Origin of the sequence: Blautia coccoides (assembly GCF_034355335.1) — a bacterium.
Taxonomy (GTDB): domain Bacteria; phylum Bacillota; class Clostridia; order Lachnospirales; family Lachnospiraceae; genus Blautia; species Blautia producta.
In genome coordinates, this window is sequence record NZ_CP136422.1 from 4,180,596 (window position 1) to 4,194,375 (window position 13,780).

Annotated in this window: 11 protein-coding genes; 2 read left to right on the forward strand and 9 right to left on the reverse strand. The window is 46.7% G+C overall.

Going from position 1 to position 13,780, the window contains the following annotated elements; genetic code table 11:
- Nucleotides 1-12: 12 nt before the first annotated feature.
- From BLCOC_RS18830 to BLCOC_RS18840, 3 genes are all read right to left on the reverse strand, one after another.
- A complete protein-coding gene (locus BLCOC_RS18830) occupies nucleotides 13-1,014 on the reverse strand; it encodes a TRAP transporter substrate-binding protein (RefSeq protein ID WP_115623035.1) in 1,002 nt (333 codons plus the stop codon).
- A 12-nt stretch (nucleotides 1,015-1,026) separates the two neighbouring features.
- Nucleotides 1,027-2,274, reverse strand: coding sequence for an enolase C-terminal domain-like protein (locus tag BLCOC_RS18835; protein ID WP_115623036.1), 1,248 nt, complete (start codon nucleotides 2,272-2,274; stop codon nucleotides 1,027-1,029).
- Nucleotides 2,275-2,393: 119 nt separating this feature from the next.
- Nucleotides 2,394-3,062, reverse strand: coding sequence for a FadR/GntR family transcriptional regulator (locus BLCOC_RS18840; protein ID WP_018596589.1), 669 nt, complete (start codon nucleotides 3,060-3,062; stop codon nucleotides 2,394-2,396).
- Nucleotides 3,063-3,373: 311 nt separating this feature from the next.
- Between BLCOC_RS18840 and BLCOC_RS18845 the strand changes: the two genes are divergently transcribed.
- Complete coding sequence (locus BLCOC_RS18845; RefSeq protein ID WP_029468413.1) at nucleotides 3,374-4,759, forward strand: MATE family efflux transporter; 1,386 nt, start codon at nucleotides 3,374-3,376, stop codon at nucleotides 4,757-4,759.
- Between the two features lie 61 nt (nucleotides 4,760-4,820).
- On the opposite strand, the gene BLCOC_RS18850 is transcribed toward BLCOC_RS18845, so the two are convergent.
- Nucleotides 4,821-5,744: an AraC family transcriptional regulator gene (locus tag BLCOC_RS18850; protein WP_115623037.1), complete on the reverse strand. Its 924-nt coding sequence runs from the start codon at nucleotides 5,742-5,744 to the stop codon at nucleotides 4,821-4,823.
- A 220-nt stretch (nucleotides 5,745-5,964) separates the two neighbouring features.
- Between BLCOC_RS18850 and BLCOC_RS18855 the strand changes: the two genes are divergently transcribed.
- A complete protein-coding gene (locus BLCOC_RS18855) occupies nucleotides 5,965-7,974 on the forward strand; it encodes a right-handed parallel beta-helix repeat-containing protein (protein ID WP_115623038.1) in 2,010 nt (669 codons plus the stop codon).
- A 32-nt stretch (nucleotides 7,975-8,006) separates the two neighbouring features.
- Here BLCOC_RS18855 and BLCOC_RS18860 read toward each other — a convergent pair whose 3' ends face one another.
- From BLCOC_RS18860 to BLCOC_RS18880, 5 genes are all read right to left on the reverse strand, one after another.
- Nucleotides 8,007-8,906 (reverse strand): PHP domain-containing protein, encoded by a 900-nt coding sequence (locus BLCOC_RS18860; RefSeq protein ID WP_115623039.1) that lies wholly within the window; start codon nucleotides 8,904-8,906, stop codon nucleotides 8,007-8,009.
- On the reverse strand, nucleotides 8,893-10,182 hold the full coding sequence (locus BLCOC_RS18865) for an MFS transporter (protein WP_115623040.1): 1,290 nt from the start codon (nucleotides 10,180-10,182) through the stop codon (nucleotides 8,893-8,895). Before BLCOC_RS18865 ends, BLCOC_RS18860 begins: the two co-directional genes overlap by 14 nt.
- A 2-nt stretch (nucleotides 10,183-10,184) precedes the next feature.
- Nucleotides 10,185-11,225 (reverse strand): ROK family transcriptional regulator, encoded by a 1,041-nt coding sequence (locus BLCOC_RS18870; RefSeq protein WP_115623041.1) that lies wholly within the window; start codon nucleotides 11,223-11,225, stop codon nucleotides 10,185-10,187.
- A 103-nt stretch (nucleotides 11,226-11,328) separates the two neighbouring features.
- Nucleotides 11,329-11,880 (reverse strand): DUF2284 domain-containing protein, encoded by a 552-nt coding sequence (locus BLCOC_RS18875; protein WP_115623042.1) that lies wholly within the window; start codon nucleotides 11,878-11,880, stop codon nucleotides 11,329-11,331.
- A gap of 237 nt (nucleotides 11,881-12,117) precedes the next feature.
- Entirely contained in the window at nucleotides 12,118-13,635 is a 1,518-nt protein-coding gene (locus tag BLCOC_RS18880) for a PucR family transcriptional regulator (protein WP_115623043.1), read from the reverse strand.
- Between the last annotated feature and the right edge of the window lie 145 nt (nucleotides 13,636-13,780).

Here is a 13,780-nt window from a genome sequence, read left to right on the forward strand (position 1 = left end):
CCTTCTCCTCCGCTATTTTGCTGCCGCTATTTTGTCAAGGGTCTCTTTGTAATCCGCACCGTAAGTATCTCTGACACTCTGTGTCTCTTTGATCAGCTCTGTCTTATCCGGATAAGTCACGGACATGCCCTGTTCCTCCAGTGTGGTAATGGCTTCTTTGTCCATCTGCCGGCTCAGCTCACGCTCTGCCAGATTGGCTTCCTCCATACACTCCGAGATCAGCTTTTGGTCCTCCTCTGTAAGTGATTCCCAGGTCTTGGGCGCCATCAGAACGTACACCGTGGAATATACATGCTCTGTGATCGCCATATGTTTATTCACTTCCACCACGTTATTCTTGTCGATAACCGTCGCCGGATTTTCCTGGCCGTCAATGGCCCCCTGCTGCATTGCAGTGTAAGCCTCACTCCAAGCCATAGGCACCGGATCCGCCCCCAATGCCTTCCAGAGTTTCTGATGGATCTCATTTTCCATAACACGGATCCTCAGCCCCTTCACATCTTCTGCGCTGTTGATGTCCCTCTTGGAATTTGTCAGGTTACGGAACCCGGATTCCCAGATCCCAAGTCCCTTTAGCTCTACCTTTTCCAGTTTTTTAAGAAAATCCTGCCCTATCTCTCCCATGAATACCTTGTCCGCATGCTCCGTCCCCTCAATCACATAGGGCAGGTCAAAAGCGGCAATCTCAGGAATAAAATTTGCCAACACGCTTTGATTTACCACCGCAATATCCAGATTTCCAAGCTCACACGCCTCGATATTATCTCTCTCTGAGCCAAGCTGTCCATTGTGGAAAACAGATATTTCAATTCTGCCCTCTGACTTTTCTTTAACATTCTCGGCAAAAGTCTCCATAGAAATACCGATTGCTCCGTCCGCTGCTGATGTCTGTGCCATTCTCAGACTCACATTTCCGTCTTCATCATAAATATTGCTGTCTTTGCCGCATCCTGCCACAGTCATTGCCATGAACACTCCAGCCATAGACAATGCTGCCAGTTTCTTTCCCTTCATGTTACCCTCCCTTTACGGTGTCTGCAGAGAACCGTCTCTCAATCTTGTCTGCGTCCATGTGGTGATTGTCTTCTCACATGGATATTTTGCTGCTTCTTTCTCATCTATATCCACACCAAGCCCAGGTTTATCGTTGGCATATACATACCCTTTGTCAAATTCAGGCAGCCCTTTGAATACTTCCAGCAAAGCGCCATGTGGTCCTTTCAGATCTTGGATCACAAAATTAGGAGGCTCAATACCTGACCACTCCTGCACTCCGAAATTAGGCGCTGCCAGATCAATATGGATGTTTGCCGCATGAGCCAGAGGAGACATATCGCCAGGTCCATGCCATGCAGTGCGCACACCAAACTGTTCCGCAAAAATCTGTAGCTTTCTGGCAGGGGTAATGCCTCCTATCTGACTGATATGTACACGAATAAAATCAATAAGCTGTTCTGCTATGAGGGATTTCCACTCCCTGGGGTTGTTGAAAAGCTCTCCCTGGGCGATGGGGATGCTGGTCTGTTCCCGCATATTTCTCAACCAGTTTGTCTGCTCCAGGGGAACCGGGTCCTCCAGGAAAAACAGATCAAAAGGCTCCAGCTCTTTTGCCAGTTTGATAGCTTCCACCGGTGCGACCCGCTCATGTACATCATGTACCAATTCCATGTCATAACCGATCCTGTCACGGATTTCCCCAAATAGCTTTACAGTGTCACGGATATATTTTCTGGAATCCAGATACATGCCGTCATGTGCCCCTCTGGGTGCCGTCCCGGGGGTCTGCCCGTAAGGTGCTCCGCCGTATCCGCCGCACTGGCAGCGCAGGTGTGTGATTCCCATCTCCTGGAATCTCTGGATATTCTCACAGATTTCCACGATATCTTTTCCGTCCACATGGCGGTATACCGGAATCCCTTCCCGTACTTTCCCTCCGAAAAGCTGATACAGCGGCATATTTGCCATCTTTCCTTTGATATCCCATAATGCCATATCAATGCCGGAAATGGCGTTATTTTCAATTGGCCCATTTCTCCAGTAACCGTTTTGATGCATGAGCTGCCACAGCTCCTCAATATTCTCAGCATCCCGCCCCAAAAGAAGCGGTTTTAAGTATTCCTCAATAAGATGCTTTACTGTCAAATGGCGGTATGCAAATGTGGCGCAACCCAAACCATAAAGTCCCGGCTGGTTTGTCTCCACTCTGACTACAACAAGGTTAATACCCTCCGGTGCTGTACATATGACCCGTATGTCCTGAATTTTTACTGACATCTCTCTCCTCCTTATACTTGTTACTCATCATACAAGTTAGAATATAAAACATTGTCTCTTTTCCCATAGGACTGCCTGGTCTCACCAGAGTGAGAAGGCAGTCTCAAAAACTGTCTGATTCAAAGCTTCTTCATGGCTGCATCCAGATGTTCGTACATAATATCATGGGCTGCATCCGCATCGCCATTTTTAAAGGCCTTCAGAATCTGTGCATGATAATGGATTCCTGAGTCATAGCCAAACAGTTCATTCATCTGCTCATGGTTCTGCCTGGTCTCCTGAAAAACCTTGTGAAGGCTTTTTTCCAGCAGGGTATTGCCCGTGGAACGGCAGATAACTTCATGGAACTTTAAGTCCGCGTTTACAAACTTTTCCCGGTTTCCCTGGAACATCTGCATCTGCTCCAGGTATGTCTCCAGAGCGGTGATGATCTCAGGCGTACGTTTTTCCACTGCCAGTCTGCAGGCATCCGGTTCCAGTATTTTTCTGAATTCCAGCACTTTCTCAATATCCCTGCAGTCCTCAGATGTGATCTTGTTCTCTGTCTCATCCCAGTTCTCCACACGGCTGTTGATCAGATAAGTCCCTTTGCCGTGTACACTTTCCAGGACACCAAGCCCGATCAAATACTGCAGTGCTGTTCTGATACTGGAACGGCTCACCCCCAGTTCCTCTGTCATCTGGTTCTCAGACGGTATCTTCTCCCCAACTGTCCAGTTTCCGGATTCAATATTCTTCTTCAGATAATCCACTACCTGGCTGGTTACATTGACACGTTTTATTTTCATAAATCTTCCCTTCGCCTCAACTTGTAGGACAAGTGATAAGTTCATTATATTCTTTTTTCTTTTTCTGTCAATACAATTACGCAATAATTCTACCATAACGGAGGGATTTCGTAAATAATCGCCAAAAACAGCCTGAGCAACTTAGTGAAATTGACGTAACCCTTCAGGCAAGTCTGCACATCTACTGCCCTGGCTGGTTTGAAGGATTTGCCATCTCTATATGCGCACAGAGAAAAACATCTTTTAAAATAAGATATTGGATTTCTCCTCAAAATAGCTTAAAATAAAACAAGAAAGGATGGAGAAATCATATGGAGAACACACAACAGATAAAAGAAAACCCGCTTGGTTTTAGCCCAATCAGTAAATTACTGCCCAAATTCGCAGTACCCGCCATTATCAGTATGCTGGTAAACGCGCTGTATAATATCGTGGACCAGATTTTCATCGGGCAGGGCGTGGGAATGTACGGAAATGCCGCCACCAATGTGGCTTTTCCCATTACCACCATCACTACAGCAATGGCTCTCCTCATAGGGATCGGAGGCGCCTCCAACTTCAATCTGGAACTTGGACGCAAGCATGAAGAAAAGGCAAAGCATATTGCAGGCACAGGATTCGGCAGCCTGATACTGTGCGGGCTGGCTCTGGTCATTTTGATCCGCCTGTTTCTGAAGCCGCTGATCCTGGCGTTTGGCGCTACCCCCAAGGTACTGCCCTATGCCATGACTTATGTGGGGATCACTACCTGGGGAATCCCGTTTTTTATGCTGACAACAGGAGGCAATCATCTGATCCGGGCAGACGGCAGTCCTACATATTCCATGATATCCATGGTCTCCGGTGCACTGATCAATACGGTACTGGACCCCTTGTTCATTTTTACCTTCGGCTGGGGAATTGCCGGAGCTGCATGGGCAACTGTCATCGGTCAGGTATTTTCCGCCTGCATGGTACTCTTTTATCTTCCCCGGTATAAAACCGTACATTTGAAACTGAAAACCCTTATCCCCAGGATACAGTGTATCAAAGCGATCGCCTCCCTTGGAATGGCCTCCTGCTTCAATCAGCTCGCCCTCACAGTGGTACAGATAACCATGAACAATGTTCTGCGGCATTATGGTTCCCACTCCGTCTACGGAAGCGATATCCCTTTGGCTGTGGTGGGTATCGTGGCAAAGGTGAATATGGTATTTCTGTCCATTGTCATCGGAATCGCCCAGGGCTCTCAGCCGATCGTTGGTTTTAATTACGGAGCTAAAAATTACTCACGGGTGAAAAAGACATATCTGTGTGCTGCCGGAACCGCAACCATACTTGCAGTGGCCGCCTTTATATGTTTTCAGATTTTCCCCAGGCAGATCGTCAGCCTTTTCGGTTCCGGTGACAAACTCTACTATCAGTTTGCCCAGAAGTATTTTCGCATTTTCATGTTCTGTACCTTCTTAAATGGACTGCAGCCGGTGACAGCTAACTTTTTCACTTCCATCGGCAAAGCCACCCGAGGTATTGTGCTTTCCATGACAAGGCAGATCCTCTTCCTGATCCCAATGATCTTGATTTTCCCTCTCTTTATGGGAATCGACGGGGTCATGTATGCCGGTCCTATTGCGGATGCGGCTGCAGGTATCCTGGCTGTCCTTCTGGTTCGGAAAGAAATAAAACGGATGCCGGCGGACGGGGCGCTTCCGGCGTAATACCTGCTGAATCGTGTACGGCTGCCTGCAGTTTCGCAGACAGCCGCACAAAGAAAGCATTTCATTCGTTATTTTCTTTCCTGTCAAAATTAAGCTTTTTATACTGTTTCGGTGTAATATGGTGATACTGTTTGAATATCTTTCCAAAATAACTGCTGGTACCGAATCCGGTCTCCACAGCTATCCCCAGGATACTTTTATCCGTATAACGCAGAAGTTCCTGTGCCTTCTGCAGGCGCAGGGAAACCATGAATTCCACAGGTGTTTCACCAAGGCTTGTCTGGAACAGACGGTAGCACTCCCGCTCGCTGATATGTATACTGGACGCAATTTCCTGCACGGTTATCTTCTCACTGTAATGTTCCTGTATATAGGAGAGCATCTGTTTGATCCGTTCATCCTCCAGGGCATTATATCCTGTCTCATTTTTCTTCTCATCCATTGCCCAGGAATAAACCATCTCCCATAACTGTGAAAAGAGGCTTCTCAGACGCAGCTCAAAAAAACGTTCCCCTTTGATACTCAGCTCTGCCCCTTCCCTCATTTTCTCAAGAAATTCCGCGCTTTCGGCATTGGAACAGTAGAGGGGCACTGCGTCCAATTGTTTTTGTTCCAAAACAGGAGCAATATATTTAATATCCAATATGCTCCCCGACGCCCCCGCCAGAAAAGACCGGTCAAAGAACTGGGACTGCAGCCTCACATCCTCCACAGGTTCCAGGGGATGCAGATAGTGCAGAACTCCGGAATTGACAAATATCCCGTCCCCCTCATGTAGTATGAACTCATGGTGATTTGTCTTATACTGCATACTTCCCCCTAAAATATGTCCGAACTCAAATTCATCATGCCAATGCCATGGAATATCTCCGAAGAAATACGCCTCCGGCCTGGGCACATACAGTCCATAGTGGAGCATCTGATTCTGAAAAACAATTTTTTCTTTTTTTCTTCCGTCCATATCCAGTTTTCTGAATTGTACCATAGGCGCCTCCTCCCTCATTTATACACTTACACCCCGTCATGCGCTTACTATCCATCATGCCCTTATAACCCATCATGCCCTTTCCATATGGCGGGATTGTTATATTTTTAGGCAGTATGATTATTTTTATATCCTCAAATCCACAGTATAATTATATTATCACAAGACCGAAAAGGTCAATAGAAAATATGATCCACACAGCTAAAGGAGGATAACATCTATGATTTATTATGTAGCCGCAAATGCTTCCAGAAACGGATGCGGTACAAAGGAAAAACCATTCCAGACTATCAGCGAGGCCGCCGGCATCGCCTGCGCAGGGGATGAAGTCCTGGTAGCCCCGGGTATATACCGGGAATATGTAAATCCCAAAAACGGCGGTACCGACGAAAACAGCCGCATTATATACCGCTCAGAAGAACCGCTGGCCGCTGTCATAACCGGTGCGGAGCCTGTAAAAAACTGGACACAGTATCAGGGTGATGTTTGGATGGCCCGCATCCCCAATGGACTTTTCGGCAGCTATAATCCCTACACCACAGTGATTGCAGGTGACTGGTACCGTGCCATGGAACCTGTACACACAGGTGAAGTATACATAAACGGTAAATCCATGTATGAGACATTTTCACTGGAAGACGTCATTGACCCGGCCATATACAAAGGTTCCTGGGATCCGGATTTTACCATCTATAAATGGTATACCCAGCAGGACGGTGACTTTACTGTCATCTATGCCAATTTCCATGGCGCCAATCCCAATGAGGAGAACGTGGAGATCAATGTACGCCGGAACTGCTTCTATCCCGATAAGACAGGTGTAAATTACATCACCCTGTCAGGATTCACTGTAAAACAGGCAGCAACTACCTGGGCACCGCCCACTGCTTACCAGGAAGGCATGATCGGCCCGCACTGGTCAAAAGGCTGGATCATTGAAGACTGCGAAGTCTCCGACTCCAAATGCTCCGGTATTTCCCTTGGAAAATACCTGCAGCCCAACAATGAAAACAAGTGGACCACCAAATTTTATAAAGATGGAACCCAGACAGAGCGTGACGCCATCTGCCAGGCACAGATCGAGGGATGGACAAAAGAGAACATCGGCTCCCACACTGTACGCCGCTGTAATATTCATGACTGCGGACAGACCGGTATCGTAGGACATTTAGGCGGTGTGTTCTCTGTCATTGAAGACAACCATATTCACCATATCAACAATAAACAGGATTTGGCCGGCGCCGAGATCGGCGGTATCAAAATGCATGCTGCCATTGATGTGATCATCCGCCGCAACCATTTCCATCACTGTACCCGTGGTCTGTGGCTTGACTGGCAGGCACAGGGAACCCGTGTTACACAGAACCTGTTCCATGACAATGTTCCGCCAAAAGGTACAGAGATCACCAACGGTCTGGCTCTCGCAGAGGATATCTTTGTTGAGGTTTCCCACGGCCCTACACTGATCGACAACAACCTGCTTCTGTCCGACTGCGCATGCCGCATCAGTACCCAGGGTATCGCTCTTGTGCACAACCTGATCGCAGGTTCCTTTACCTGGGTGGGTGCCGGGGTAGATAACGGCGGTCAGCATCTGCCCACGCCGCGGTATACACCATATCACGTACCGCACCGCACAGAGGTTGCAGGCTTTATGACAATCCTGCACGGAGATGCACGTTTTTATAACAATGTATTTGTACAAAAAGAAATCCGTCAGGATCTGACCGCTTACGCCCAGGCTGAAGGCATGGGAACTATGGATAAATGCCAGTTTATCTGCGGAACAAAGCCATACGACGGATATCCTACAGCAGAGACGTATTTTGGCCGCTTCAACGCAGAGACTGCTGTGGACCATGACAACAAAGACATTTATTATGACCATCTCCCCATCTATACTGGAGGCAACGTATACTTTAACGGTGCCCAGCCATGTGATGCTGAGGAAAACTATAAAGTGGATAATGATAACAAAATTGAACTGAAACTGAAAGAAGAAGACGGAAAATACCGTCTGGAGACCAATCTGTATGATTTCCTGTCAAAGTTTGAGACTCCGTTCGTAAGCACAGAGATGCTTGGCGAGGCTTTTGAACCGGAACAGAAGTTTGAATCTCCTGACGGAACTCCTATCGTATTTGACCAGGATTACTTTGGAGAAAAACGTGATATCATGCCCCTTGCAGGACCGTTTGCATGCGGATGTGAATCCGGGAACGTATTATAATCCCTCCATGCTTCCTGTGGGACTGCCTGTTTTTATAAAACAGGCGGTTCCGACAGGAGGCATTTTTTCATTTCCTGCAAAAGCTTTCTGTCATCCCACAAAGCATTATGGCCTCCCAGCGTGATATTCGGCTTATGCCTGCCATGGAAATCACTGCCGCAGGTGACAAACAGGCCTTTCCTGTCTGCGGTTTCTAAATAATGCAGTGCCTCTGCCCTGCTGTGGTATGAAGAAAATGCCTCTATCCCGTCAATCTCCTCCTCTGTTATTTTGTCCAGCAGCTCCTCATCACCGCCGAGATTCTGTCCCGGATGCGCAAGAACTGCCGCGCCGCCTGCACTGTGGATCAGCGAAGCAGCGTCAGGAAGAGCCAGATAGGCGATCTCCACATAGGCCGGTTTTCCTTTTGAGAAGAAATCCCAGTAAAATCTCACATTTGGCATATCGCTTTTTGGTCCGCCCGGAAGATATGGGGCCAGTATCGCATACCTGCCCGCATCCTCCCGGTTCAGTACATTTTCAGCGATTTGCTCCCCGGTCACAACACCCTTATCTGCTTCTGCAAGAATCCTGTTCGTATCTATAGAGACACCTGTAGCTCTCCGGAAAAGTTCAATTTTTTCCTCTGCCGCATTTCTCTCCTGACGTAAAATATCACTCTCTATTTCCTCAAATTCATGACGTTTCACATCAATGCCGTACCCCAAAAGATGAAAGTCACATCCTCTGTACACACAATCCAGCTCAACGCCGGATATCACCCTGACCTTAGCCGCAGCCTTTAAGGCCTTTTCTGCACCGCGGACAGAGTTATGGTCTGTTACTGCAATATACTCCATCCCCCGCGCTTCACACATTCTGACGATCTCCTCCGGAGAAAACTCGCCGTCACTGCTGAAAGACGAATGCATATGAAGATCAACCTTTGACATGGACACACACCTCCCTTTTCCCCTGTACACGGTAATAAATAACCTGCAGGAGCAGGATTCCCGCAGTGGATATGAGATACAGACAGTGTATCCCATGAATGGCAGCAGCAGACTGTACTGCCGCACCTGCCTCCAAAAAGCTTTTCACAGCCCCTCCGATCATTGGTCCCAAAATAAATCCGGCACCGATAACTGCCGTATAAAAATTGTCATACATAATCCTGTTGTCCCTCGGCATCAATTCATACCTTCTGTTAAACACAGCTACCACAAAGCCCGAATTTCCAACGGAAGACGTCAGAAATGCAATAGGTATGAACAAAAGGCAGTTTTTCGGCCCTGCAAAGGACATAAACAGAGTTTCCCCTGCAAAAAGCCAGATGGAAGTCTTCAAAACAAACTCATGCCCCCGCTTATCGCTTACTCTTCCCCAAAAGCCCAGAAGCACGATCTGAGGCAGGGATATGATCATGTACATTGCCGTCACGGTTTTGTAGGGCAGCGCCAGGTATTTCATCATATATACCATAGTAAAACTGTCCGAAATATTAAGCAGCAAATAGAACGCCAGGATATAAACTACAAACCCCATAAATCTCCGGTCCCCAAGGGGTACTTTCAGGGCATCCCCCAGTCTGCACACGTTCTTTAAAGGCCGGTATGGAGCACTGTCAGGTGTCCGCAGCAGCAGAATGATCTCACAAACACTCATCACTGCCGCTGCCGCGAACAAAACAGCAAATCCCAGATACTCTCCCTTCATAAAATCCATCCAGAAACCGCCTGCCACAGACAAAATAACTGTAACTCCCAGGGTCAGCGTCTGTCTCAGCGATATGTAACGTCCGCTCTTCTTCTCATCCATAAAGCCCATCATCCACTGATTCAGGACCACTGTGGTCTGTGCTTGAAGGGTAAATGCCAAAACCACCATGAAAACAAAAACCCCGATCCGCATCTGCCCTGGAACTGCAACAGGGATGACAATGATAAAAAGTGTGGCTGTCCTGGACAGTATCGTTAATATAACGGTTAATTTCTTACGGCTTTGAAACCGTTCCAGATATGCCACAAAGGCCAGGATCAACACTCCACAGATATTCACGATCACACTCAGATAACTGACAAGCACATCCCCTGCACCTATGGAAAGCGCAAACCCGCTCAGGAACACACCGCTGGTGAGATAAGCAAATGAAGTTCCAAATGCAGTCTGCAGAAAAAAGCAAATACGCGGCCCAGTGTCAAGAATTCTCTCTTTTTTATTTGCAAACATGGCTACTCCTTTATAAACTGCACATCGTCGAACATCTTACCCGCGGTGAGACTTGCCATCCCGTCAAAATAATCATGCCACACATCCTCAGAATAGAGGATTTCAGCCAGCATATGTTTCGGCAGAAAAGCAGATAGTCCGTCGCTGATGGGTCCGATACACCCTTTCCTCAGATCCGGTCCGCCAAGTACCACATACTGCGGGTTCAGAATTCCACAGATCCAGCTTATGACGCGGATCACAAGATTCACATACTTGGTATCCTCCATTGGCTCGGTCATACATTCATCCAGCATTTTTCCGTTTTCCATGGGCAGCAGACCCAGCTCTCCTGCAAAATTATTGCTTCCCCGTACAATTCTGCCCCCTGATATAAAACCCGCACTGACGCAGCCTTTTTCAAAAAACAGAAATGCCATATTGGTTTTCTCTGAATTCTCACGTGGAAATTCTCTGGCATAACAACGCCCGAATCCAATGGCTGTAGCATTCAGGTCATTTTCCATCACAACAGGAATCTTGTAGCGTTTCTCAAGGTTATCCCCTATATTGACCTTATATAATTCTCCCCCTTCCTCCTTTTTTCTCCAGTAACCGCTGCCTTCCACTGCACCGGGCACACCGATCCCTATGGACTTGATCTCTTTTTTCCCCATCTGTTGATCCAGATAAGAAATGACCGCACTCTCAAAGTCCCCCTGATCAGCGGAAAGCTTTGCAGTTTCCACGATCTCTCCGCACACATTGATCAGCAGGCCGTATATTTGGTCTCCTGTTATGCAGAAGGCCGCGCCATAGTACCGGTTCGGCCTGAATCCGTACCGCTCCGCTTTCCTTCCGCCGCTGGACTCGTCATATCCGACACTCTCAATCTCTCCGTTCTGCATCATTTCCGTGAGCAGAGAACGGACTGTGGTGGAGCTGATCTTTGTCTCACGGGCAATCTCTGCTCTGGTGGCAGTCCCTTTTGCCTTCAGCACTTTTCGTATCAGGGAAAGATTTGCCTGTTTTAATAGTTTTGGCCTTGCAGTCAGGGTATCCATATGCATTCTCCTTTACACTTTTATCATATACTTTTATAAGTTTATGATAAAAGTGTATAACAGATTCCCTTCTTTGTCAACTTCCTTTTTTATCCTTATAAATTCACTTTAACAAACCACACACCAGCACAAAATAATGGGGCAGTTTTCCCTCTTCCATCCACTCCAGTTCAATTCCCATAAGCTTACTGAGTGTCAGTCCCACATTGCCTCCTATTGATTCAATGGAATAACGCATCTTTTCCGGAAAACGGCACGCATTTTCGTCCGGTCTGGTACAGTTTCCATGGCATAAATTACAGGAACCTGCCGACAGACTGATGCTTCCGGGAAATTCTTTTTCCTTCTCCCAGAGCATTTCCGACAGCTTCTCCTTCTCCACACGGAGGGACTGTGCCAGAATCTTATCCTGTTCCTCTTTTGTAAACGCCTTACCCGCATGATCCTCATCAAAGATGATCTTAACGGCTGTCAGCTCCAGCGTCTTGTATTTCCTCCAATACGACAGAACGTCAAAATCATAGGATGGACAGGACCATACCTTATCGTAGTTTGGACATACTCTGCAGCACTCCAAAAATGTGTCCACATCCACATAGCCCTCTATGTAGTCCTCTACCGGTACCACGGCTGTATAGGTTTCTGTCTTGTACATATGATGCTCCTCCTTTTTTCCGCTTTTCTTACAGTATAGCACTTCCATGCAAAGTATGCCATATCTCTGAATATGCCATACTACAATGTTACTATTCAGCCATCCGTCTTCATAACAACAAATACATGCACACAGACTGCAAAAATGCAGTCCTGCACATATTTCCTCTCTGTTTCACCTTACATTTACAAAGCAGCGCAACGTATAACAGTATAAAACCAAACTGTTACTGAACGATCACTTTAAAAGTTCAATAGAAAGCATTACCTTAAAACGGACTCTGTAATCATCCAGGTTCAGTCCGCTTATCCTGCTGATTTTCTCCAGGCGGTACAGCAGTGTGCTTCGATGGACAAAAAGTTTCTGTGCAGTATGAGCTATATTCCTGTCACTTTCCAGAAATACGCGCAGCGTATCATAAAAGTCCGTACCATGATCACGGTCATATTTTATGAGCAGCAAAAGCCCCGGTTCACAGTACATTTCCGGTGCCAGTGTACAGCATCCCTGATAAAACAGATAAGAAACTGCATAGTCCTGGAATTTATACATCCAAAACGTAGGGTCCTCTTTTTCCCCCATCAGCAGGGCAGCCGTACACTGCTGATAGTAATACCTGAGATTCATAAAATCTGTCCCGTCCCCGCTGAGTCCCGCTTTAAAGATTCCTTCCCTGAGAAAGACCGCAAACCTCTGTAAAAATTCATCCTTAGCGCAATTTATCCGGGAGAGGTTCACGATTATGGCAATCCCCTCCTGAAAAGGAAACGCATAAAGTCCTGCAAACATGCTCTCCAGACGCCGGCAGGTATAAGCCACCGCATGCGTAGAGAAATCCCGGCTGCTTATCTGAAGCCGAACGCACTGATATCTGTCTGAAGGATCCCAGTTTTGATACTTTAGACGCATCACAAGAAGGCTCTCTTCTGTATTTCCATGCTGCAGAAGCTCACAGAAAGAATGTTCCAGATCCCTGGAATCTCCTGACTGTATCAGGCATCCCCTCTCCAAAGCAGCCAATACATATTCCGCCAGATACTCTATAAGGGGATAATCACTCTCCCTGAAACTTCTGCCCAGTTCATTGATACAGATCCTCCCCAGAAACATATGCTCTGCCCAAAAATTCACATAAAGTCCCCTGTACCCAAACTGCTGGCTGGGAAATATTTGAGGACCTCTGGTCTTTAGGCTTTCCTGATAGTCCGGTGATACCTTAATGTCATTCATAGTCTCCATGGTCACCGTCTTTTTCCCACTGTCCTCTTCATAATTCCAGGATACCTGCCCTTCCATTTCATTGACACTGGCAATGATCTCAAAGTTGCCGTCATGTACAAAAATGGGATTATTAAAAATAGGAATACTTACACGGCAATAGCTTTCCACATCCTCATTCCGCCGAAGTGCCATGCATAGACGCTCCTCCCAGAGAAGATATTTACGGAACGTATTTTGAAGTATGTGCCGCACCTCTTCCAATTCGGTAGACTCCGAAAGAAATATCCACTCCTGGTTTTTCTTTCTTTCCCCTTCATATCTTCCCAGGCATATCACTCCGCATGTTTCAGGAATTTTATATCTGTTAAATTCTTCCGCCCGACCTAAAATGACATAGTCCTCTGTTATCCCCTCATGATTCTCATTAAGGGTGAGAAACCCTAAATATTTAAAAGTCTCCCACCCTCTTATCTTTTTCCTCACCGGCTGAAATCCCGACAGGTTTTCATATAGGATCTGCATGCTGATCCGCATAAAATCCCCCCTTACCCGAATATATGTTTTGTATAAAGTATAGGAAATTTATACAGTAATGTCAATTTATTTATAGAATTTACGGAAAACACATTTCACTCTATACTAAAAACAAACAGCAATGCAGTTCGACAAATCAAAGGAG

What these genes read in the sequence shown, in the direction of transcription:
- BLCOC_RS18830 (WP_115623035.1), bottom strand. Translation starts at nt 1,014, where the DNA reads ATGAAGGGAAAGAAACTGGCAGCATTGTCTATGGCTGGAGTGTTCATG.
- BLCOC_RS18835 (WP_115623036.1), bottom strand. Translation starts at nt 2,274, where the DNA reads ATGTCAGTAAAAATTCAGGACATACGGGTCATATGTACAGCACCGGAG.
- BLCOC_RS18840 (WP_018596589.1), bottom strand. Translation starts at nt 3,062, where the DNA reads ATGAAAATAAAACGTGTCAATGTAACCAGCCAGGTAGTGGATTATCTG.
- BLCOC_RS18845 (WP_029468413.1), top strand. Translation starts at nt 3,374, where the DNA reads ATGGAGAACACACAACAGATAAAAGAAAACCCGCTTGGTTTTAGCCCA.
- BLCOC_RS18850 (WP_115623037.1), bottom strand. Translation starts at nt 5,744, where the DNA reads ATGGTACAATTCAGAAAACTGGATATGGACGGAAGAAAAAAAGAAAAA.
- BLCOC_RS18855 (WP_115623038.1), top strand. Translation starts at nt 5,965, where the DNA reads ATGATTTATTATGTAGCCGCAAATGCTTCCAGAAACGGATGCGGTACA.
- BLCOC_RS18860 (WP_115623039.1), bottom strand. Translation starts at nt 8,906, where the DNA reads ATGTCAAAGGTTGATCTTCATATGCATTCGTCTTTCAGCAGTGACGGC.
- BLCOC_RS18865 (WP_115623040.1), bottom strand. Translation starts at nt 10,182, where the DNA reads ATGTTTGCAAATAAAAAAGAGAGAATTCTTGACACTGGGCCGCGTATT.
- BLCOC_RS18870 (WP_115623041.1), bottom strand. Translation starts at nt 11,225, where the DNA reads ATGGATACCCTGACTGCAAGGCCAAAACTATTAAAACAGGCAAATCTT.
- BLCOC_RS18875 (WP_115623042.1), bottom strand. Translation starts at nt 11,880, where the DNA reads ATGTACAAGACAGAAACCTATACAGCCGTGGTACCGGTAGAGGACTAC.
- BLCOC_RS18880 (WP_115623043.1), bottom strand. Translation starts at nt 13,635, where the DNA reads ATGCGGATCAGCATGCAGATCCTATATGAAAACCTGTCGGGATTTCAG.